The sequence below is a fragment of the Streptomyces sp. NPDC042371 genome (assembly GCF_056437465.1).
Genome location: NZ_JBWKAP010000004.1, coordinates 124,571 through 143,942, shown reverse-complemented (window position 1 = coordinate 143,942; position 19,372 = coordinate 124,571). Strand labels below are relative to the sequence as shown.

22 protein-coding genes are annotated in these 19,372 nt (G+C 72.6%); 8 read left to right on the top strand and 14 right to left on the bottom strand.

The genetic code is table 11. The features are described 5' to 3' along the window. Position 1: 1 nt before the first annotated feature. From AC068B_RS13760 to AC068B_RS13745, 4 genes are all read right to left on the bottom strand, one after another. A complete protein-coding gene (locus AC068B_RS13760; RefSeq protein ID WP_356266962.1) occupies positions 2-241 on the bottom strand; it encodes a gas vesicle protein GvpG in 240 nt (79 codons plus the stop codon). A 10-nt stretch (positions 242-251) separates the two neighbouring features. Beyond that, positions 252-992 (bottom strand): GvpL/GvpF family gas vesicle protein, encoded by a 741-nt coding sequence (locus tag AC068B_RS13755; RefSeq protein ID WP_478671505.1) that lies wholly within the window; start codon positions 990-992, stop codon positions 252-254. Next, complete coding sequence (locus tag AC068B_RS13750; RefSeq protein ID WP_356266966.1) at positions 989-1,417, bottom strand: gas vesicle structural protein GvpA; 429 nt, start codon at positions 1,415-1,417, stop codon at positions 989-991. The genes AC068B_RS13755 and AC068B_RS13750 overlap by 4 nt, the downstream gene beginning before the upstream one ends. 88 nt (positions 1,418-1,505) lie before the next feature. Continuing rightward, on the bottom strand, positions 1,506-1,883 hold the full coding sequence (locus tag AC068B_RS13745) for a gas vesicle protein GvpO (RefSeq protein WP_478671502.1): 378 nt from the start codon (positions 1,881-1,883) through the stop codon (positions 1,506-1,508). A 269-nt stretch (positions 1,884-2,152) separates the two neighbouring features. Here AC068B_RS13745 and AC068B_RS13740 point away from each other — a divergent pair, with 269 nt between their 5' ends. Further along, a complete protein-coding gene (locus AC068B_RS13740) occupies positions 2,153-2,701 on the top strand; it encodes a hypothetical protein (RefSeq protein ID WP_478671500.1) in 549 nt (182 codons plus the stop codon). 33 nt (positions 2,702-2,734) lie between these two features. On the opposite strand, the gene AC068B_RS13735 is transcribed toward AC068B_RS13740, so the two are convergent. Further along, a complete protein-coding gene (locus tag AC068B_RS13735; protein ID WP_478671499.1) occupies positions 2,735-4,588 on the bottom strand; it encodes a transketolase in 1,854 nt (617 codons plus the stop codon). Continuing rightward, positions 4,572-5,957: an NAD(P)/FAD-dependent oxidoreductase gene (locus AC068B_RS13730; RefSeq protein WP_478671496.1), complete on the bottom strand. Its 1,386-nt coding sequence runs from the start codon at positions 5,955-5,957 to the stop codon at positions 4,572-4,574. Before AC068B_RS13730 ends, AC068B_RS13735 begins: the two co-directional genes overlap by 17 nt. A 267-nt stretch (positions 5,958-6,224) precedes the next feature. On the opposite strand from AC068B_RS13730, the gene AC068B_RS13725 reads away from it, so the two are divergent. Beyond that, positions 6,225-7,322: an enolase C-terminal domain-like protein gene (locus tag AC068B_RS13725; RefSeq protein WP_478671495.1), complete on the top strand. Its 1,098-nt coding sequence runs from the start codon at positions 6,225-6,227 to the stop codon at positions 7,320-7,322. 80 nt (positions 7,323-7,402) lie between these two features. On the opposite strand, the gene AC068B_RS13720 is transcribed toward AC068B_RS13725, so the two are convergent. Beyond that, positions 7,403-7,909 (bottom strand): phage holin family protein, encoded by a 507-nt coding sequence (locus AC068B_RS13720; protein ID WP_478671494.1) that lies wholly within the window; start codon positions 7,907-7,909, stop codon positions 7,403-7,405. 170 nt (positions 7,910-8,079) lie between these two features. On the opposite strand from AC068B_RS13720, the gene AC068B_RS13715 reads away from it, so the two are divergent. From AC068B_RS13715 to AC068B_RS13705, 3 genes are all read left to right on the top strand, one after another. Next, entirely contained in the window at positions 8,080-8,157 is a 78-nt protein-coding gene (locus tag AC068B_RS13715; RefSeq protein ID WP_370443954.1) for a 50S ribosomal protein bL37, read from the top strand. A gap of 217 nt (positions 8,158-8,374) precedes the next feature. Further along, the gene (locus AC068B_RS13710) at positions 8,375-8,731 is read left to right on the top strand and encodes a VOC family protein (protein ID WP_356266985.1); all 357 of its coding nucleotides are present in this window, start codon (positions 8,375-8,377) and stop codon (positions 8,729-8,731) included. 64 nt (positions 8,732-8,795) lie between these two features. Beyond that, positions 8,796-9,545 (top strand): GntR family transcriptional regulator, encoded by a 750-nt coding sequence (locus AC068B_RS13705; RefSeq protein ID WP_478671491.1) that lies wholly within the window; start codon positions 8,796-8,798, stop codon positions 9,543-9,545. 18 nt (positions 9,546-9,563) lie between these two features. On the opposite strand, the gene AC068B_RS13700 is transcribed toward AC068B_RS13705, so the two are convergent. Then, complete coding sequence (locus AC068B_RS13700) at positions 9,564-9,953, bottom strand: VOC family protein (protein WP_478671490.1); 390 nt, start codon at positions 9,951-9,953, stop codon at positions 9,564-9,566. Between the two features lie 262 nt (positions 9,954-10,215). On the opposite strand from AC068B_RS13700, the gene AC068B_RS13695 reads away from it, so the two are divergent. Together AC068B_RS13695 and AC068B_RS13690 are read left to right on the top strand one after the other, a co-directional pair. Further along, a complete protein-coding gene (locus AC068B_RS13695; protein ID WP_478671488.1) occupies positions 10,216-11,508 on the top strand; it encodes an amidohydrolase family protein in 1,293 nt (430 codons plus the stop codon). Between the two features lie 58 nt (positions 11,509-11,566). Beyond that, positions 11,567-12,871, top strand: coding sequence for an amidohydrolase (locus AC068B_RS13690; RefSeq protein ID WP_478671486.1), 1,305 nt, complete (start codon positions 11,567-11,569; stop codon positions 12,869-12,871). Between the two features lie 37 nt (positions 12,872-12,908). Here the strand turns inward: AC068B_RS13690 and AC068B_RS13685 are convergent, their stop codons facing one another. Both AC068B_RS13685 and AC068B_RS13680 read right to left on the bottom strand, forming a co-directional pair. Further along, on the bottom strand, positions 12,909-14,882 hold the full coding sequence (locus tag AC068B_RS13685; RefSeq protein WP_478671484.1) for a DUF5107 domain-containing protein: 1,974 nt from the start codon (positions 14,880-14,882) through the stop codon (positions 12,909-12,911). 40 nt (positions 14,883-14,922) lie between these two features. After that, positions 14,923-15,819: an arginase family protein gene (locus AC068B_RS13680; protein ID WP_478671483.1), complete on the bottom strand. Its 897-nt coding sequence runs from the start codon at positions 15,817-15,819 to the stop codon at positions 14,923-14,925. 74 nt (positions 15,820-15,893) lie between these two features. Here AC068B_RS13680 and AC068B_RS13675 point away from each other — a divergent pair, with 74 nt between their 5' ends. Then, the gene (locus tag AC068B_RS13675; protein WP_478671481.1) at positions 15,894-16,235 is read left to right on the top strand and encodes a DUF6204 family protein; all 342 of its coding nucleotides are present in this window, start codon (positions 15,894-15,896) and stop codon (positions 16,233-16,235) included. On the opposite strand, the gene AC068B_RS13670 is transcribed toward AC068B_RS13675, so the two are convergent. The 4 genes from AC068B_RS13670 to AC068B_RS13655 all read right to left on the bottom strand — a co-directional run bounded on the left by AC068B_RS13670 (position 16,210) and on the right by AC068B_RS13655 (position 19,288). Next, positions 16,210-16,788, bottom strand: coding sequence for a GNAT family N-acetyltransferase (locus AC068B_RS13670; protein WP_478671479.1), 579 nt, complete (start codon positions 16,786-16,788; stop codon positions 16,210-16,212). The two genes, AC068B_RS13675 and AC068B_RS13670, sit on opposite strands and share 26 nt — an antisense overlap. A gap of 47 nt (positions 16,789-16,835) precedes the next feature. Beyond that, on the bottom strand, positions 16,836-17,159 hold the full coding sequence (locus tag AC068B_RS13665) for a hypothetical protein (RefSeq protein ID WP_478671478.1): 324 nt from the start codon (positions 17,157-17,159) through the stop codon (positions 16,836-16,838). Beyond that, positions 17,156-17,401 (bottom strand): LapA family protein, encoded by a 246-nt coding sequence (locus AC068B_RS13660; protein ID WP_055565285.1) that lies wholly within the window; start codon positions 17,399-17,401, stop codon positions 17,156-17,158. Before AC068B_RS13660 ends, AC068B_RS13665 begins: the two co-directional genes overlap by 4 nt. 120 nt (positions 17,402-17,521) lie before the next feature. After that, positions 17,522-19,288 (bottom strand): CocE/NonD family hydrolase, encoded by a 1,767-nt coding sequence (locus tag AC068B_RS13655; protein ID WP_478671475.1) that lies wholly within the window; start codon positions 19,286-19,288, stop codon positions 17,522-17,524. Between the last annotated feature and the right edge of the window lie 84 nt (positions 19,289-19,372).

Below are 19,372 nucleotides of genomic sequence, written 5' to 3'. Positions count from 1 at the left end.
ATCAGAAGTCCCGTCCTGTGCTGTGCTGCAGTCGGTCGAGGAGCTCGTCCTCGCACCGCTCGAACTCGGCTTCGTCGATCTCCCCCGCCTCCAGGAGTTCCTCGAGGCGCGAGAGTTCACGACGGATCGCCGAGGGGTCGTAGTACTGCCGCTCCGCCTCGTCGACCACCTGCCTGAGCACCCAGAGGGAGCCGCGGGCAGGGGCCAGAGGCAGGAGGAGCAGTTCGCCGATCAGCCCCATGCCGTCGCCGTCACTCCGCGGGCTCGGAAGGCCCGGGGTCGACAAAGCTGTAGGGGGGCAGCGGACCGTGCACCCGCAGGTCCAAGTGCGGCTGCGAGGCCCGGAGTTCCTCGACGGCCGAGAGGAAGCCCTCGGCGGTCTTGCGGTTCACCAGGAACGAGACGTTCGCCAGCCAGCCGGTGCTCTCGGGGCCCTCACCGACCGCTTCGGCGGCCGGTTCGAGCGCGCGTCGCACCTGGACGGCGTCGCTCGTCTCGCGGGCCCGCACACTGGCGGTGATCATCTCGCCCACCTGCAGCTTCTGCTCGTGGGTGCCGCCGCCCTGGCGCTGGTTGGCCTCGACCATGGCACGCAGCTCCGGGTTCTCGGCGAGAACCTGGTGCAGTACGGCCTGTTCGTGGTGGGTGGCCTTCACGTTGTACTCGACCTTGCCGTCGAGCGTACGGAGCCGCTCCTCGTAGTGGCCTGCGCGCTCGCCGAGCACGGAGACGACCGTGTCGTCGTCCGGTGCGAGGCTGCCGAAGCGCATCGGGAGCACGGCGCCCGCGGCTCCGGCCTCCGACAGGACGTTCTGGTGCGCGAGCAGATCACGCCGCTTGGGCTTGAGGTCCTCGGGGGCGTCGCTCACGATGGCGGCGAGGTCGCCGTTCTTCAGGACGCGCACGGGGCAGGCCGGTCGGCCGATGCCCTCCATGCCGTCCGGCAGCGCCGGGTGGGAGCTGCTCGCGATGCCGTACACGTACGTGGTCACTCCTGCTCCTCCTTCCGGCGGGAGGTCGAGCGCCGGGCCCGGGGCCGCTCCTCGCTCTGCCGATCGCCCTCTTCACGGGACTGCTTGAAAGCGTCCGATATGGTCTCGGCGGCTCCGGAGAGCGCGCCCTTGGACTTGCCCTTGGCGCCGGACTCCGTGATCTCGCCGACGAGGCCGGGCAGTCCGGGGTCCTTCTTCTGTCCGGTCTCCAGGTCGAGGCGGTTGCACGCCTCGGCGAACCGGAGATAGGTGTCGACGCTCGCGACGACGACACGGACATCGATCTTCAGGATCTCGATGCCGACGAGCGAAACGCGTACGAAGGCGTCGATGACGAGTCCTCGGTCGAGGATGAGCTCCACGACGTCGTACAGGCCACTGGTGCCGCCTCCGCCGCCGGACTGTTGTGCCGGGACTACGGTCATGCCGACGGTGCCTCCTTGGTCTTGTTCTGCTCTCGGGTTCTCTCGGGGTTCTGTGCGGTCTGTCTTTCGGTCCTTCGGTCCTTCGGTCCTAATGGGCGCCGGTGCCGCGGGGCTCCGAGCGCCCGCGCTCGTAGCGGCGCAGGCGGCGGTAGCCCGTGAGTTCGCCCTGCGGGTCCAACTGCACCTCGTAGCTCGCGAGGAGGCTCATCGTGTCGGGGACACGGGACAGTTCGAGGACCTCGATCTCCAACAGCCAGCCGTCTTCGGTGCGTTCGAAGGAGGACACCGATTCGGGCGTCATACCGGTCAGCTCCGCGAGCTGCTCGCGGGCGTTGCGGAGGACTGCCATGGGGCCCGGCAGCGATGCCTTCTCGCTCTCCGGCGCCTTGCTCTCGGATGTCTTTTGAGCTGATGTCTTTTGAGCTGATGACTTGCTGTCTGTGGCTTTACGTGGCGTATTGACCATGTTCACCTCGACTTGACCATGTTCACCTCGACGACCGAGTTACCCGCTGAGCCTTGGCCAAACGTGGTCGGTCCGTATCCGGCCGGATACCGCGACACTCGGCCGCGCAGCGCGCGCAGCTTGGGATTCAGCGGTGCGGGGTGGGGTTCGCCCTGGTCGAGAGGGTGGCTGGCACCACCCAGAAACCGGGGGCCGACGGGCGTGCCCCGGGGCGGCCTGACCGGAAGGATCGAAGTCCCACAACGGATCCCGCGCCTGAGAGGCCCGCCATGACGCACCACACCGACACGACGCACCCCACCGGCGCCGCCCGCACCACGCACGCGACGCCCGGCACCGGTCTCCCCAGGGCCCCTCGCCCCCGGCCCCGCTCCCACGAGCCGCGCCCCCTGGCGCTCCCCCTGGCCCGCATGCTCCCGGGCCCCGACGAGTCACCGGCTCCCGGCGTGGTGAAGACGGCCTTCGCGCTCTGGCTCACCGCGGCCGCCGCGGGCGTCTTCATGACGGCCGTCGGCGGACTCCCGCTCCTGTCGCTCCTGCCGCTCCACATGGCGGTGCTCGCGGCGACCGTCCTGCTGGCGGTGCGGATGCGCCAGGGCGTTCGCTGGGCACGCTGGGCGCTGGTCGGCGGGCTCGGGGCGACCGGCGCGCTGGCCCTGCTCGGTCTGGCGCTCAACTCGTCGCGGTGGCCACCGGGGTTCGTCGACGTCCTGTCCGGGGTCGGCGGTGTGCTGCACCTCGCCGCCGCGCTCACGGCGACGGTGCTGATGTTCCGCCCGGCGGCCAACTCCTGGTTCAGAGGCGGAGGTTCCCGCTGACCGCCGCACAGAAGAGCTCTGGGCCCCTCGGACTCAACGGACCACCCCCTCCTCCACCAGGAGCCGGGCCGCCGCCGCGATCGACTCCGCGTCGATGCCCGCGGCGTGCAGTTGCTCCTCGGGCGAGGCAGAGCCGGGCATCGTCCGCACCGCGAGCCGCACCAGCCGCGGCACGGGCCTGCCGTCGGTGAACGCGTCGAGGACCGCGTCGCCGAGGCCGCCCTGCTCCCGGTGGTCCTCGACGGTCATGAGGCAGCCGGTGCGTTCGGCCGCCTCGCGCAGGGTGGCGCGGTCGACGGGCTTGACGGAGTACAGGTCGACGACGCGCACCGCGATGCCCTCGCGGTCGAGTGCCGCCGCGGCGGCCAGCGCCTCGTGGACGGTGACGCCCGCGGCGACCACGGTGAGCCGGTCCGCGTCACTGGCGCGCAGCACCTTGGAGCCGCCGATGGGGAACTGTTCCTCGGGCCCGTAGATGACGGGCGCGTCCCCACGCGACGTACGCAGGTAGCTGATCCCGTCGAGCCCGGCCATCGACGCGACGAGCTGTCCCGTCTGGTGGGCGTCGCACGGGTACAGGACCGTGGAGCCGTGCACCGCGCGGAAGAGCGCCAGGTCCTCCAGGCCCATCTGGGACGGGCCGTCCTGCCCGATCGCGACACCGGCGTGCGAGCCGACGAGGTTGATGTCGGCGCCGCTCACCGCGGCCATCCGGACGAAATCGTGGGCGCGGGTGAGGAACGCGGCGAACGTCGACGCGTACGGCACCCAGCCGCGCGCCGCCAACCCCACTGCTGCGGCGACGAGTTGCTGCTCGGCGATGTAGCACTCGAAGAACCGGTCGGGGTGCTCCTTGGCGAAGTACTCCGTCCGGGTCGAGTCGCCGACCTCGCCGTCCAGGGCGACCACGTCGCCGCGTGCGGTGCCGAGCGCGGCGAGCGCCTGGCCGTAGGCGGTGCGGGTCGCGACGGCCTCGCCCAGGGCGTACCGCGGGAGTTCGAGGTGGCCGCTGCGCACGGTGTGCATGGCACGGGCGGCGGCGGGCCTGCGGACCTCCACGCGTACGTCGCGTACGCCGCCCAGTTCCTCGACCGCCGCCTCGGGGTCCGGCAGCGGCTTGCCGTGCAGGCCCTCGCGGTTCTCCACGGAGGCGACTCCCCGGCCCTTGACGGTGCGGGCGAGGACGACGGTGGGCTGCCCGACGGTGGAGCGCGCCTCCTGACAGGCGCGGTCGACGGCGTCGACGTCGTGCCCGTCGGTCTCGACGACGTGCCAGCCGAAGGCCCTGAAGCGATCGGCGTAGGCGCTCAACTGCCATTCGTGGCGGGTCGGTCCGCGCTGGCCGAGCCGGTTGACGTCGACGACCGCGGTGAGGTTGTCGAGGTGCTCGTACCCGGCGTGCTCGGCGGCCTCCCACACCGACCCCTCCGCCAGCTCGCTGTCGCCGCACAGCACCCAGACGCGGAAGGGGATCCGGTCGAGCCGCTTGCCGGACAGGGCCATGCCGACGCCGACGGGCAGCCCCTGCCCCAGCGAGCCGGTGGCGACCTCGACCCAGGGCAGGGCGCGGGGCGTGGGGTGCCCTTCTAGACGGCTGCCCCGCTCGCGGAAGGTGAGCAACTCGTGGTCCGTGAGCGCCCCCGCCGCTTTGTACGCGGCGTACAGGAGCGGTGAGGCGTGACCCTTGGAGAGGATGAACCGGTCGTTGCCGGGGTGGTCGGGCCGGTCGAAGTCGTAGTGCAGATGGCGCCCGATGAGCACCGCCATCAGGTCGGCAGCGGACATGGACGAGGTCGGGTGGCCGGATCCCGCGGCGGCCGCGGCCCGCACCGAGTCGACCCGCAACTGCCGTGCGATGGATTCGAGTTGGTCACTGTTGTTCGTCATCGGGCTCCTCCTTGGGTGGCGAATGGCCGGGGACTTGCGGGTGACGGTCGCGGTCGTGCTCGTCCGGGTGCGGCAGGCGGGCCAGTTCGGGGGACGCGGATTCCAGGGGCACCGACCACGAGCGGACCAGGCCCAACTGGACGGCCTGGCGCGGGAGTACGGAGTTCAGGAGCCAGTCCGCGGCGACGCGGACACGGTTTCCCGGCAGGGCCGCAAGGTGGTAGCCGCGGGTGACGGCTCCGGCGAGCGCTCCTGACAGCGGCACGCCGAGCGGGTTGGCGGCGGCCTGGGCGCCGCCGAGGTCGACGGTGAAGCCCAGGTCGCGGTGGCGGTAGGCGCGGCGCGTGCCGACGCCGAGGGACGCGGCGACGTTGCGCCCGGCCGTCGCGCCCTGCCGCCAGGCGTGCTGCGCGGTCATCGGGGTGAGCTCGCCGGGCCTGGTCAGGTCGGGCACGGCCGCCGCGTCGCCGCACGCGAACACCTCGGGGTGGCCCGGCACTTGGAGGCAGGCATCGACGCACAGGCGCCCCTTCTGCAGGGGCCGTCCGAGTCCGGCGACGAGCGGATCGGGACGTACGCCGACGCACCAGACGAGCGTGCGCGTATCGACGGCGTCCCCGTCGTCCAGGAGCACCCCGTCCGATGTGGCCTCCTTGACCGAGGTCCTGGTGCGGACGTCCACACCGCGCCGCCGCAGGACACGCTCGGCGGTGACCGAAAGACGCCGGTCGAGTTCGGGGAGCACGCGACCCGCGATGTCGAGCAGCAGCCAGCGGGGGCGCATGCCTTGCCGCAGCGGCTGCTTGCGCACCAGTTCGTCGGTGAACAGCCGTCCGTGCGCGGCGAGTTCGACTCCGGTGTAGCCCGCGCCGACGACCACGAACGTGCAGCGGGCCCGGCACGTCTCCGGGTCCGGCGCCGCGGCGGCAAGCTCTATCTGGCGGGTGATGTGGTCGCGCAGGTACAGCGCCTCGGGCATGCCGCGGAAGCCGTGCGCGTGCTCGGCGACGCCCGGCACGGGCAGCAGCTTGTTGACGCTCCCCACGCTGAGGACGAGCCGGTCGTACGGCAGCTCGCCGCGCCCCCCTTCCGGGTCGGTGTACGTCACCCGGTGCCGCTCCAGGTCGACTCCGTCGGCCTCGCCGAGCGCGAGGCGCACGTGGGGCAGCGTGCCGGAGAGGGAGACGGTGACGCGGCGCGGCTCCAGGACGCCGGTGGCGACGTGAGGCAGGAGCGGCAGGTAGAGGAAGTAGTCGGTCGGGTTGAGCAGGGTGATGTCGGCCCTGTCGCGGGCCAGCCGGGACAGGGTGCGGGCGGTGCGGTAACCGGCGAAGCCGGCTCCGACGACGACGATGCGGGATCGGCTCACGGCGCTCCTCCGGCGGGTCGAAAGGGGTCGAATCCGGCGGGGTCTGGACCCCCCGCGTGCCCCTGCGCGGCGGACGCCAAACCCCGGTCCGGACCGCCTCACTCCCCTGTGCTGGGCGCGAATACCTCGCAGGAGGGACGCCGCGCGACCGCCGTTTGCGGCCGCGTCCCGGGGTTACCCGCAGCCGTATCCACCCCGCCCCGCCCGCCCTCCCCGGTGACGGCTCGCGCCGTCGGCTCCCGACGGGCACGACTGAGGAACGGTCCGATGAAGCAGGAAGTCCCCATCGAACGACCCGCCGTCTCCGCGTACACGGTGCCCGCGGACGCGCCGGAGGCCGACGGCACCCTGTCCTGGGACACCACGACCATCGTCGTCGTCGAGATCACGGCGGGCGACGCGACGGGGACCGGCTGGACCTACGCCCCCGCGTCCGTGGCCACCCTGGTGGACGAGCTGCTCACCCCCGTGGTCCAGGGGCTCGACGCCCTCGACATCCCCGCCGCGCACGACGCGATGACGAAGGCGGTCCGCAACACCGGCCGGGCCGGTGCCGCCGGGTGCGCGATCTCGGCGGTCGACATCGCGCTGTGGGACCTGAAGGCGCGCCTCCTGGAGCTGCCCCTCGTACGCCTCCTCGGGGCGGCCCGCGCCGAGGTTCCCGTGTACGGGAGCGGCGGCTTCACGACGTACCACGACACGCATCTGGCGGCTCAGCTCAACGGCTGGGTGCACGGCCAGCGCATACCGCGCGTCAAGATAAAGGTCGGGGAGGGCTGGGGCCGGGCGGCCGCCCGCGACGTGTCCCGGGTCCGCACCGCGCGGGACGTCATCGGCCCGCAGGCCGAGCTGTACGTCGACGCGAACGGCGGCTACACACGCAAGCAGGCGGTGCGGGTGGGCCGGGTGCTCGCCGAGCACGGCGTGGGCTGGTTCGAGGAGCCGGTGTCGTCGGCCGACCTGCGGGGGCTCGCGCTGGTCAGGGACGCGCTGGTGTGCGACGTGACGGCGGGAGAGTACGGGTACGACCTCCCGTACTTCGCCCGCATGATCCCCTCCGTGGACTGCCTCCAGGTGGACGCGACGCGCTGCGGGGGCCTCACGGAGTGGCTGCGTGCCGCGGCTCTCGCGCAGTCGCACGGCCTGGAGGTCTCGGCGCACGGCGCGCCGCACGCGCATGCCGCGGTCGCCGCGTGCGTGTCGAACCTGCGGCACGTCGAGTGGTTCCACGACCACGTGCGGATCGAGTCGATGTTCTTCGACGGGGCGCTCGACCCGACCGGGGGCGTGATCCGCCCGGACGGCGGCATCGGGCACGGTCTGCAGCTGCGGACGGGGGAGGTCGAGGAGTTCCGGGTCGTGTGATGCGTGGTTGAGCGTCGGTTGATACGTGGCTGCGGCCGGGCTGCTGTATCGATGACTCGGGGGTGGGCGCGGGATCGGTCTCAGGCGGTTCGGCGGCCGGGGACGTCGGCGCGGCCCGTCGGAGGTGCGGTGGGCGGCATGGGCGGCACCTCGGGCGCGGCGGGTCCGCCCGGCGGAGTGACAGGGGCTGCCGGAGGGGCGGGAGTAGCAGGAGTGGCGGGGGCGGTCAGGCCGCTGCCGCCCGGCTCGGGCAGTGCTTCGGCGCCGGGCGTCGTCCCGGTGTCCCGCCCATGGCCCTGCTGGGCCGCGTTGCGCAGCAGCAGCGCCGCCGCGCCGAGCAGGGCGGCCACGATGAGGGCCGCGGCCCAGCCGGGCAGGCCGAGGGCGATGGCCAGGCCGACGGCCAGGGCGGTCGCGGCGCCCGCGTAGAGGGCGGCGGCGCCGGAGGCCGCGTAGAGCGTGACCTTGCGCCGCTGCTTCCTGGTCTGCTCGCGGAGCTCTTCGCGCAGTTCGGCGCGGATCGTCCGCACCAGTTCGTCGGTCAGGCCCTTGTCGAGGCCGGACAGTGGATTCTCTGGACCAGTCATGGCGCCCGGGTACCCGGCGCACCGGCGGCTTAACGGCGAACACCCCACGTGCGCCCCCCACCCCACAGGGTGACGCAGGACACACCATGACCTGTTGTCCCCTAGGGTAGGCGGGGCGTGATCGTCCGGATTCGCACCCGGGAAGCACCATCGGAAAGACGGAGGTATCCATGTCCTCGAAGCGACGCCGTAAGAAGAAGGCCCGCCGCAAGAACGGCGCGAACCACGGCAGCCGTCCCCAGTCCTGACTGAGGGCGGCAGCACGGCGAACGGAGGGCGGCACCGCACGGTGCCGCCCTCCGACGTGCTTCAGGCGTGCTTCCGACGCGCTTGGGGCGTACGGGAGTTGGCGGATCTTCTCGCCGGAGGCGGTGGCGGGCGGCCGGGCAATCATGAAATCGTTGCGGAGCCGGTGCCGGGTCAGATAGGCCGGTGGCAGGTCGAAGAGGTGAGGGCGTTCCAATCATGGAGATCCTGGGAACCACGCTGCGGATCTGCGTCGAGGATTTGGAGTCCTCGGTCGCGTTCTACGAAAGGCTCGCGGGCGGCAAGGCCATGCGCTTCGAGCGCGGCGGCGTCTCCGTCGCGGCGATCGGCTGCTTCCTGCTGATGAGCGGGCCGGAGGCGGAGATCGAGGTGCTCCGCAAGGTCTCGGCGACCATCGCGGTGAAGGACGTCGACGAGGCGTACATGGTCCTGAACGCGTCCGGTGCGCGGGTCATCGCGGGCCCGGTCCCCACCCCCGCGGGCCGCAACCTCATCGCGATGCACCCGGACGGCTCCGTGTTCGAGTACGTGGACCGCCGCGTCACCGAAGGCTGACCCGTATCCTCCACGGCGGGGCAGGCGTCCCGCCGGGCCGCGGGCCCGGGCCGAGCGGAGGACGGTGCACGTGGCGGGCAGTACGGCGAGTGACGCGACCGGCACCCCGGCGACCGGCACCCCGACGGCGGGCGGAACAGCAGGCGGCGCCGAACGGACGTCGCTGAGCGCCCAGGCCCGCGAGGCCGTCCGGCAGCGCATCGTCGACCGGCGCTACGCCCTCGGCGCGCGGCTGGTGGAGCGCGAGGTCGCCGAGGAACTGCGGATGTCCCGCGTCCCCGTTCGAGAGGCCCTGCGCTCACTGGTCGCCGAAGGGCTGCTCGAACTCCTGCCGCACAGCGGTGTGCGGGTGCGCCGCCTGGAGCCCGACGACGTACGGCATCTGTACGAGGTGTGGGAGCCGCTCGCCGTCCAGGCGTCCCGGCTCTCGGCCCGCCGGGTGGCACGCTGCGCACCGGAGGAGCCGCCGGGGCTCGCCGCGCTCCGCGCCACGCTCGGCCACGCCGAGCGGGCGTCGGACGCGGACGACGGGGCGCGCGAGGTCGCCGCCCACACCGCGTTCCACGAGGGCATCGTCGCCCTGTCTGGCAACCCGCTGCTCGCCCGCACGATGGAGCAGCTGAGCTGGCAGCTGCAGCTCCTGTTCGGCATCCGCGCCGAGCCGGACCACATGCGGGCCCAGCACCGGCTCATCTACCGGCAGATCGCGGCGGGCGACGAGGACACGGCGGCGGCGAGCACGCTGCTCCACGTGCGGGACAGCCAGGCGGTCGCGCTGCGGTCGCTCTTCGAGGCGGGCGGCGATTCCGGCTGACCGGCCCGCGGCCCGCCGTCAGGCGGTGGTGGCGACCTTCCACAGGTGGCCGTCCGGGTCGCTGAAGTATCCGAAGTAGCCGCCCCACTCCGTGGCGGCCGGTTCCTTCACCACCGTGCCACCGGCGGCCCGCGGCGCCTCCACGGTCTCGTCCACCTCGTTCCGGGAGTCGGTGAGGTGGTGGAGCGAGACGCCGCGGAATCCGGACCCCTCCGCGGGGACGCCCGCGTCACGCGCGGCGGCCTCCCATTCGTACAGCGCCAGCATCGAGGACCCCGGCCCCAGGCTGCACCGGACGAATCCGGGATAGTCCTGGTCGACCTCGCAGCCCAGGCCGTCGACGTAGAACCTCTTGGCGCGTTCCAAGTCCTCGACGCCGAGCATGACGGCGCTCACCTGCAGTGACATGGCGGTCTCCTCGCTGTCCCCGGTGCGGCGGATGCCCGTCACGCTATAGCGGCCCTGATCGCCTCGCCTCTTGAGGCCTGTTGTATACCAGGAGCATCGCACCCCTTGGGGCATTCAGTACTTACCTTGCAATTCATCCCGCACCTTCGCCCCACCCTTGCCGCCGCTCAGGCCATTGGTATACAAACTGGCGGACGCGTCCCCTCCGCTCTCCCTCGCTCTCTCCCGCTTTCCCCCGCTCCCCCTCCCCTGGAGTCGCCCGATGTGCGTTGAGAACACCCCGCCGCCCCCTTCCCGGCTCACCCGGCGCGGGATCCTCGCGGGTGCGGCGGCGCTCGCGGGCACCACGGCGGCACTCTCGGCCTCCGTACCGTCCGCCGCCGCCCTCGCCAAAGCCCCGGACGCGAGCAGCGACGCCCGACACACTCGCGGCGACCTGGTCATCGACGGCGGCACCCTGCTCGACCCCGCGACCGGCGACGTCACCGAGGACGCCGTGGTCGTCATCGTCGGCGGGGTCGTCCGCGCCGCCGGGGCCCGCGGCAGGACCCGCGTGCCGGAGGGCGCCGAGGTGGTGGACGCACACGGCAAGTGGGTCGTGCCCGGCCTCGTCGAGGCGCACATCCACCTGAACACCGCCGCCGAGGCGCGGGACGCCGTGCTCAAGGGCGCGACCACCGCCCGCAGCGGCTCGACCAACTTCTACCAGGACATCGCCGTACGGGAGTTGGCGCGCCGGGCCCCGCACCTGGCGCCCCGGCTGCGCGCCGCGGGCATCTTCGTCACGCCCGACCTCGGCGACACGGTCCTCGCCGACCCCGACCTCACCCCGCTCGCCACGCTGCGCGACGGGGTGCGCTCGCCCGAGGCGCTGCGCCGCGTCGTCGAGGTGAACCTGGCCCGCGGCGCCGATGTCATCAAGACCCGCGTCAACGAACGCGCCGGGCTCCCCGAACAGGATCCGCTGGCCCAGGTGTACGACCGCGAGCAGCTGTCCGCCGTCGTCGCGGCCGCCAAGCGCGGCGGCAAGGGCGTGCTCTGCCACAGCTACAGCGAGAAGGGGTGCCACGACGCCGTCATAGCGGGCGTGCGCTCGCTGGAGCACGGGGCGTTCGTCGGTGAGCGCACGCTGCGCGAAATGCGGCGCAGGGGTACGTACTTCACGCCGACCCTCACCGCCATCGCCGGGCTCGCCGAGTCCGCCGACCCGGTGCTCGCCGAGCGCGGCCGCACCTATCTGCCGGTGCTCGAACGCGCGGTGCTCGCCGCCCACGAGCTGGGCGTGCCGCTCGCGGCCGGTACGGACTCCTCCGGCGGCAAGGTGGATCCCATCGGCCGCGAGGTGGAGCTGATGCGCAAGGCGGGGCTCTCCGCCCTCGACGCGATCCGCACGGCGACCACGGGCGCGGCGCGACTGCTAGGCCTCGGGGACCGGGTGGGACGGCTTGCGCGCGGCTTCGCGGGCGACGCGCTGCTCCTGGACGGCGATCCGCTGTCGGACGTCACGGTCCTCAAGAAGCCCGCGCGCGTGGTCCGTTCGGGCTTCGCGCTCTGATGGCTGCACCCCTCCCCTGTCGCTCTTCCCTCTGCCCGCACGCCCCGAAGGAGTCCCCATGACCCCCCTGTCCCGCCGCGGCATGCTCGCCGGTGCCGCCGCCCTGGCCGGTACCGGAGCCGCGCTGTCGTCCGGCAGCACGGCCGCGGCCGCCGACGCGCGCGAGTCCGGTGACCACGGCCACGGGAAGGCCGTCGTCTTCCGCAACGTGCGCCCGCTCGGCGCGCGGACACCCGTGGACCTCACGGTGGTCGACGGCCGGATCTCCGACCGGCCCGCCCCCAAGGGCGCCAAGGTCGTCGAGGGCGGCGGCCGGGTCGCGCTGCCCTCCCTCGTGGACGCGCACATCCACCCCGACAAGACGACGTGGGGCGGCTCCTGGGTGACGCGGAAGCCCGCGAGCGGCATCGCGGACTACGTCGCCCAGGACGTGGAGCTGTTCAAGAGCCAGCAGCGGCCGGTCGGCGAGCGTGCGTACGGTCTGATGGCGCACGCCGTGACCCGGGGCACCCGTGCGATGCGGGCCCACGCCGATGTGGCACCGGCCTACGACCTGGCGGGCCTCGAAGGGGTCGCGCATGCGCGGGACCGGCTGCGGCACGCGCTCGACGTGCAGATCGTGGCGTTCCCGCAGCACGGCGTGGTCCGCGCGCCCGGCACGGCGGAGCTCCTTGAGGAGGCCGCCCGCTCCGGGCTCGTCGACTTCATCGGCGGCATCGACCCGATCAGCTTCGACCACGCGATGGACGAGCAGCTCGACCTGGTCTTCGGCCTCGCGGACCGGCACGGGGTGGGTGTGGACATCCACCTGCACGACCGGGACGAGAAGGGCACGAAGGTCCTGCGTGCCATCGTCGACCGCACCCGCGCGCTGTCCCTGCACGGCAAGGTGACGGTCAGTCACGTCTTCTGCCTGCCGAACCTGTCCGACGGCGAGCTGGGCTCCATGGCGGCCGACCTGGGCGAGCTGGACATCTCCCTGACGACGGTGGCGCCGAACGAGTCGTTGGTCCTGCCGATCGCGAAGCTGAACGAGCACGGGGTGCGCGTCGGGCTCGGCTCCGACGGCGTGCGGGACGCGTGGAGCCCGTTCGGCAACGCGGACATGCTGCACCGCACGCACATCCTCGGCTGGGTCACCGACGTCCGCCTCGACGAGGAGCTGACGGACTGCTACCGCGTGGGCGCCCACGGCGGCGCGGACGTCATGGGCCTGAAGCACGCGGACTTCACCCCGGGCGCCCCGGCCGACTTCATCCTCGTACGCGGTGAGGGCGTCCCGCAGGCGATCGTGGACATGCCGCAGCGGGACATGGTGGTGCACGGCGGCCGGGTGGTGGCCCGCGACGGCGAACTGGTCTGACGCGAGGCCACCCGGGCGATACCGCCGCGCCGGAGCCCTATCCCTCCGCCGGGCGCATCCGGAAGTCGTAGCGCGCCGGTACAGCCTCGCCCGTCGCCGCCGTCCACAGGTCGCCCAGCGTCTCCGCTCCCTCACGGAGGTCCGACGCCTCGAAGCCGGACTCGAAGACGGCCCGGACTCCGTCCATGTCGCCTTCCGCGTAGAGGAGTTGGGCTTCGAGGAGGCGGAAGCGGCCCTCGGCGCGCGTGGCTTCGTGCAGGCGGTCCCAGACCGAGCGGGCCGCCTCCGTGCGGTCGGCGGCGAGCAGTTCGGTGACGGCCTCCCTGCCGAGGGCCGCGGTGGCGGCGGTCCACACCGATCCGTCGTCGCGGCGCTCCTGGCACAGGTCGTCGAAGGCCTCCGCGTACCGGTCGGCGGCCCGCTCCGTGTTGCCCTCGGCGTGGTCGGCGACGGCGAGGCAGCGCAGCAACGGCCAGCGCGAGGGCGCCAGTTCGAGCCCGCGCTCCCAGCTGCGCACGGCCTGCGCCCGGTCGCCCGCGTGCCATTGGGCGATGCCCAGGTGGTACTCGGCGAGCGGGCGCGCGGGCGCCGTCTCCAGCATGTCCCGCCAGTGCGGCGCGACCGGCGTCGGTCCGGGCGGCGCGACCTTGCGCGGCTCGGGGACGGCCCCCGTGTGCAGCAGCTCAAGCCACGGCGCCTGGTCGGGCCCGAGCGTCGACTCGGCGAAGGGCGTCCCCGGCAACTTGTGTTCGGCACGCAGGACTTCGAGCGCACCCCATCCGGAGCCGGTGGCGAGCACCTCGCCGGGCTCGGCGTCGGCGCAGGTCAGCCACGCCTCATAGGCCGTGTCGACCGCCTCGCGGGGCAGCGCGTCGGCGAGCCGCGCCGCGACCTCGCCGCGGGCGTCCGCCCACTCCCCGTGCACGCGCTCCGGTGCCGCGGACAGCGGTCCGTACGACTCCAGCCAGCTGAACTCGGTCTCGGCATCGAGGCGTACGTGTTCCAGCTGGGTGCGGGCGAGGCCCGACTGGATCTCCGCATAGCCGCCGGTGCCCGGTTCGGTGAGCCACTCCTGCCAGCGTCGCCCGCCGGTCCCCGTCCCCCAGAGGAAGAGCTTGCGGCCACGCGGCAGGTCGGTGGAGGTCTGGACGAGTCCGTGCCCTTCGTCGTCGAGCGCGGCGATCCAGCGCCGCTCGCCGTCCGGCACGTCGTAGAAGTAGTCGGCGGGGTACTCGCTGCGTTGCGGATACGTCCGGTCGGCGCCCTCGAACTCGGGCACCGGGACCTTGCGCAGCGCGCCCGTGTACGCGAAGTGCCAGGCCTCGTCGGCCGGGGCGAGCACCCTGCGCTCGTCGGGCACCGCGATGTTCGACCACCAGTAGACGGGGGCGGGCTTCTCGTGCGGATTGCGGATCCGGACGCCGACGTGCAGGAAGTCGGAGTCCTCGGGCAGCCACAGGTCCACCTGGAAGGGCAGGTCGCGCAGCCGCTCCCACTCCCACAGGCGCAGCATCTCGCCGCCGTCGGGCGCCCGCACGCGCGCCGCGTGCACGGGGGCGCAGGACAGGGTGGTGTGGCCGGTGGCGCCGATGTTCCACTCGATGCCGCCGGAGAACCAGGCGCCGTTGAGCGCGAAGGCGGCGGGCTGCAGCACCGGGTTGCGGTAGAGCAGTTCACGTCCGGTGGGTTTGTGCAGGAGGGAGTGGACGCGGCCGCCGTATCCGGGCAGGACGGTGGCGCGCAGCCGGGCGTTCTCGACGACGATCACGTCGAGCGCCGTCTCGGTGCGCTCGCGTCCGTACGCGTCGAGGACCCGGGTGGGCAGCGGTGAACGCAGCGGTTCGTACCCGAGCTGCCGCGCCATGTCGCGCGGCAGCCCTTCCTTGGCGCGCTCGTCCAGGGTGTGCGCGTTCCGCAGCGGCAGCAGTGGCGGCAGCGGGTTCTCGGGCCCCGGCGCGGCAGCGGGCAGGGTCAGTACGTCGCGTCGCACGGTCGTCTTCACGATCACCATGGAACACGGTCGGCGGGTCGCGGACCAGAGCCCGCCCAGGTCAGGATTGTGCAAAAGCCTCCACGATCACATCGGTGAGGAGGTCGCCCGCCTTGCCGTCCGGGTCGAGGTCGGGGTCGTAGATGGTGACGTTGAGGCCGACGCAGCGCGGTGAGCGCACGAACGGCCGGAGCAGTTCGAGGAGTTCCTCGGCGAACAGACCGCCGGGGTCGGGGCTGTCGACGGCGGGCATCACCGAGGGGTCGAGGACGTCGGCGTCCAGGTGCACCCAGAAGCCGTCGAGTTCGGGCTCCTCCAGGGTCTGGGCGACGGCGCGGGCGATGTTCTCGGCGCCCCACTTCCGCAGCTCCCCGACCGTGGCGTTGGCGATCTTCAGGTCGGTGAACTCGGCGCGGTCCTCGTCCCCGTCCCTGAGGCCGAAGATGCAGACGTCCTCGTCGCGCACGTAGGGCCGCAGCCCTTCGAGGTCGGTGAGGTCCCGCTGGCCGCGGCCCGTCGCGAGGGCGAGCTCCTCGCCGCCCGCGGCGCCGATCCGGTCGGAGTTGCCCGGGTGCCGGAAGTCGGCGGAGCCGTCGATGGACGCGATGCCGTAGCGCCCGATGCGGCGCAGGGCGAGCGCGGCACCCAGCTGGATCGAGCAGTCGCCGCCGAGCACGACGACGAAGTCCTCGCCGCGCACGTGGTGCTCGATGCGGTCGGCGAGAGTGCGGGTGTAGGAGGCGATGGCGGCCGCGTTGAAGACGCCGTCGCCCTCCTGCCAGTCACCGCGGTCGTACCGAGGTGGCACCACCACGCCGCCCTCGAAGGCGCCGAGGCGCCGCAGGATGCCCCGCTCCCGCAACGCTCCTGCGAGCTTGTAGCAGCCGGGCACGGTGCCGGGGGCGGGCGGGCGCAGGCCCAGGTTGGAGGGTGCGTCGACGAGCACGATATTCCGCATGCCGCCCATCCTCGGCGACGTACGCTGGCCCTTTCAACACTGCCGGTGTCGTCGAACGGGAGAGCGGGGCGGAGATGGGTACGCAGCACACCTACCGGGTGATCGTCCGAGGCAGGTGGGACGCGCTGACGGACGCTTCGCGGACCGCTCTGCTCACGGACGTCGAGGAACACGGCCTGGCGAACATGCAGTTCACACCGGAGGGCACCCTCACCTACGACCGCGCGCTCCAGCACTTCTCGTACCGCTTCGTGGTCCTCTCGGACGCCGAGGACGGCGCGGAGATGGCGGAGGCGCTCGCGGAGGAGAAGGCCGAAAACATCCTCAAGGACGTGGGGCACGGCTTCCGCGATCTGCGGTCCAAGGCGACGGACATGGACACCATGAAGATCAACCGGAAGCCGTCGCGCCGCTGACCGTCTTCCCCGCCCGCGCCATGTCGGCGGTGATCGCCCAGCGTTCGTGGTCGCGCCAGGCCCCGTCGATGAAGAGGAAGTCCGGCGAGAAGCCCTCCAGCCGGAAGCCCGCGCGGCGGACCAGTGCGATCGAGGGGGCGTTGCCCGGCTGGATGTTGGATTCCAGGCGGTGCAGGCCGAGCTCCCCGAAGGCGTGCGTCATGAGGAGCCCGAGCCCCTCGCTCATCAGACCGCGTCCGGCGGCGTGCGCGAAGGCGCCGTAGCCGAGGGCTCCGCAGCGGAAGGCGCCCTGGACGATGTTGTTGATGTTGATGAATCCGGCGACGCCACCGCCGTCCCTCTCGTACACGAGGTACCCCGCTTTGCCCGGGTCCGCGATGAGCCCCTTCGCGTACGCGCGGAAGGTGTCGTCGGTGCGCGGCGGGAAGAGCCAGGGCCGGTGCAGCTCCCGGCTCTGGCTCGCGCGTGCGGTGAACTCGGCGCCGTCCGCGAGGGTGAGGTGACGTATGCCCACGCGGGGGCCTTCGGCGAGGGGGATGAGACGTTCGGGCATCCCGCCACGCTATCCGCAGGAGCGGGGTACGGGAGAGGCCCGGGGCTCTAGGGTCTGGGGCACTGCTCGCCGGTCTTCACCGCGCCGATGGTGATGGCCTCGCCGTCGAGGCGTTGCCCCGGCGCCGGGGACTGGGTGCACACCTTCCAGTTGGCGGGCCACAGGACGTGCCGCCGGAAGCCGCTGAGGTCGTGGACGTCGACCCGGGTGCGGAAGCCGACGGCGGAGTAGACGTCGGTCAGCGCCTTGCCACGGAAGTCCGGCACCGGCGGCCCGGCCGCGGCGGCCGTGGTGGCCGTGGTGACCGCCAGCAGCGTGGCCGCGGCCGCGCCGCCCGCCACCGCGCAGGCCCGCGCGAGCCGCGCCCTCACCTGCGCCTGCGCATGAAGTAGGCCCCGCACAGGGCGCCGATCAGCCCCGTGCCGAGCAGGGCCATCCACAGCGGGACGGTCACCTCGGGGATGAGCAGGCGGATCTTGGTGCTGCGGGTGTTCTCGAAGATGAAGACGAGGGTGAGGACGACGACCGCGGCGACGGCCACCCTGCCGGGCGTCATCAGCCCGCCGCCCGAGCCGCCGCCCTGGGAGCCGCCCGTGGAGGTGTTGGGGCTCATGCTGTGGACCCTTCCGTCGGAGGTACACCGGCCTCCCCCGCTCCCCAGCATGGGCAGCCGGGGAGCGGAGCGCGCGGTGGAGGTGCCTCCGGGGTGGGTCGGTGGGCCGTACGGGTGACGTCAGGGGCGGACCACCGGCAGGTCGAGGACGCCGGTGTCCTCGGGGGCGCTGGTCACGGTGACGGGCTTGACGCCCTTGTTCCCGCCGTACGCCCCGTCGCTCGCCGCCACCACGAACTGCAACCGGTGACCCTTCTCGTACCGGTGCACGATGCCGGGCAGCGACACCTCGAACGGCTTGGTGACGTCCGGCACCCGTACCGGCGAGACGAGACGGTGGACGAGGGTCTTCTTGCCGTCGGGCGCGACGTCGTACAGCTTGGCGAAGAGGACGAGCTTGTCGGCGGCGTCGCCGGAGTGCTGCACGCGCTCGGTCTTCGGCGAGATCACCTTCAGGGTCGCCCGGGGCGCGCCGACGACGTCCACCGCGTCGGGGAAGGGCTCGGTCGTCCAGTCGAGGTAGGTGCCCCTGGTGTCGTGCGGCGCCGGGTCGGGCAGCCCGATCATCCCGGCGAGGGAGGACTCGGAGTGGCTCGTGGGGATGAGCCAGTTGCGGTACTCGCGGCTGCCGCGGGCCACCTTCTTGCGGTTGTCGACGAGCTTGCCGTCGCCGGACAGATAGAGCTTGCGGCTGAGCGCGGGGAGCTCGGCGGCGGTCGCGTAGGTGCTGTCCGGGTCGCCGATCCAGTCGCGGCGGTAGGCGAAGGCGGGCCCGGTGTCGACGCCCTTCTTCTGGTGGAGGTAGCGGTCGAACCAGGCGAGGATCCGCTTGCCGACGTACGACGTCTCCAGGTTGCCCTCGTCCAGGTTGAGCTCGCCGGACGCCGGATCGGTCAGGCCGCCGCTGTGTCCCCAGGACTGCCAGATCATCTTGGCGGTGGTGCCCTGCTTCTTGAGCGTCTTGTACGTCGCCTCGGCCTCGTTGAGGTTGAAGAGGCTGTCGGCCTGCCCCTGCACGAGAAGCGTCGGCGCCTTCACCTTGTCGAGGTAGGAGACCGGGGAGACGCTCCGCGCGAACTTCTGCAGCGCCTCGGTCCTGTCCGCCGGGTAGCGGCCGGAGTTGAGGGTGCGGATCGTGTCGCAGGCCTTGGTGACGAAGTGCAGGCAGCCCAGGCGGTTGATGCGGGAGGGGTCCAGGCCGGGGACGAGCAGGGGCTGGCCCTCGCCGATGAGGTAGAAGCCGTTCATCCACTGCCACTTGGCGGCGCCGGGGACGCCGCGGTCGGCCGCGTTGTTCGGGTCGAGGGAGTACGCCAGATCGTTCCAGGTGATCATCGGGACGAGCGCGTCGACGCGGTGGTCCACGGCGGCCGTCGCCATCTGGACGGCACCGCCGTACGATCCGCCGATCATGCCGACGCGCGGGTCGCCCTCGGCGTCGGCGGTGACGTAGTCGATCCGGGTGCCGTCGTCGGCGGCCCGCTGGCCGCCGAGGAAGTCGATGAGCCCGGCGGCGGCCCTGCCGTCGATCTCCGGGTCGTCCAGCGAGATCAGACACCCGGACTTGCCGAAGCCGAGGCCGGAGTAGGCGAGCGAGACGTAGCCGCGCTCGGCGAAGGCCTTCCCGGTCGCGGCGGTCCCGTCGGACTTGCTGCCGCCGAATCCGTTCGTGGTGAGCACGGCGGGCGCGGGATGCGCGGCGTCCACGCCTGCGGGCCGGTACAGGTCCGCGTCGACCGTGCAGCTCCTGCCGCCCGCCTGGACGGTGAACTTCAGGGCGGTGACGGTGTACTGGCCCGTCGCGCTCGCCGGGGCGGGGGCGGTGAGCGCGAGCGGCGCGGCGAGCGCCGCCGCGGTGGCGAGGGTCAGGGCACGGCGACGGGACAAGGGGACCTCCACGCTGAGGACGGCCGACAACCGGCGACTACTGGCCGGTAAGTACCGGCCGGAGTCATGTTGTGACACGTGTCA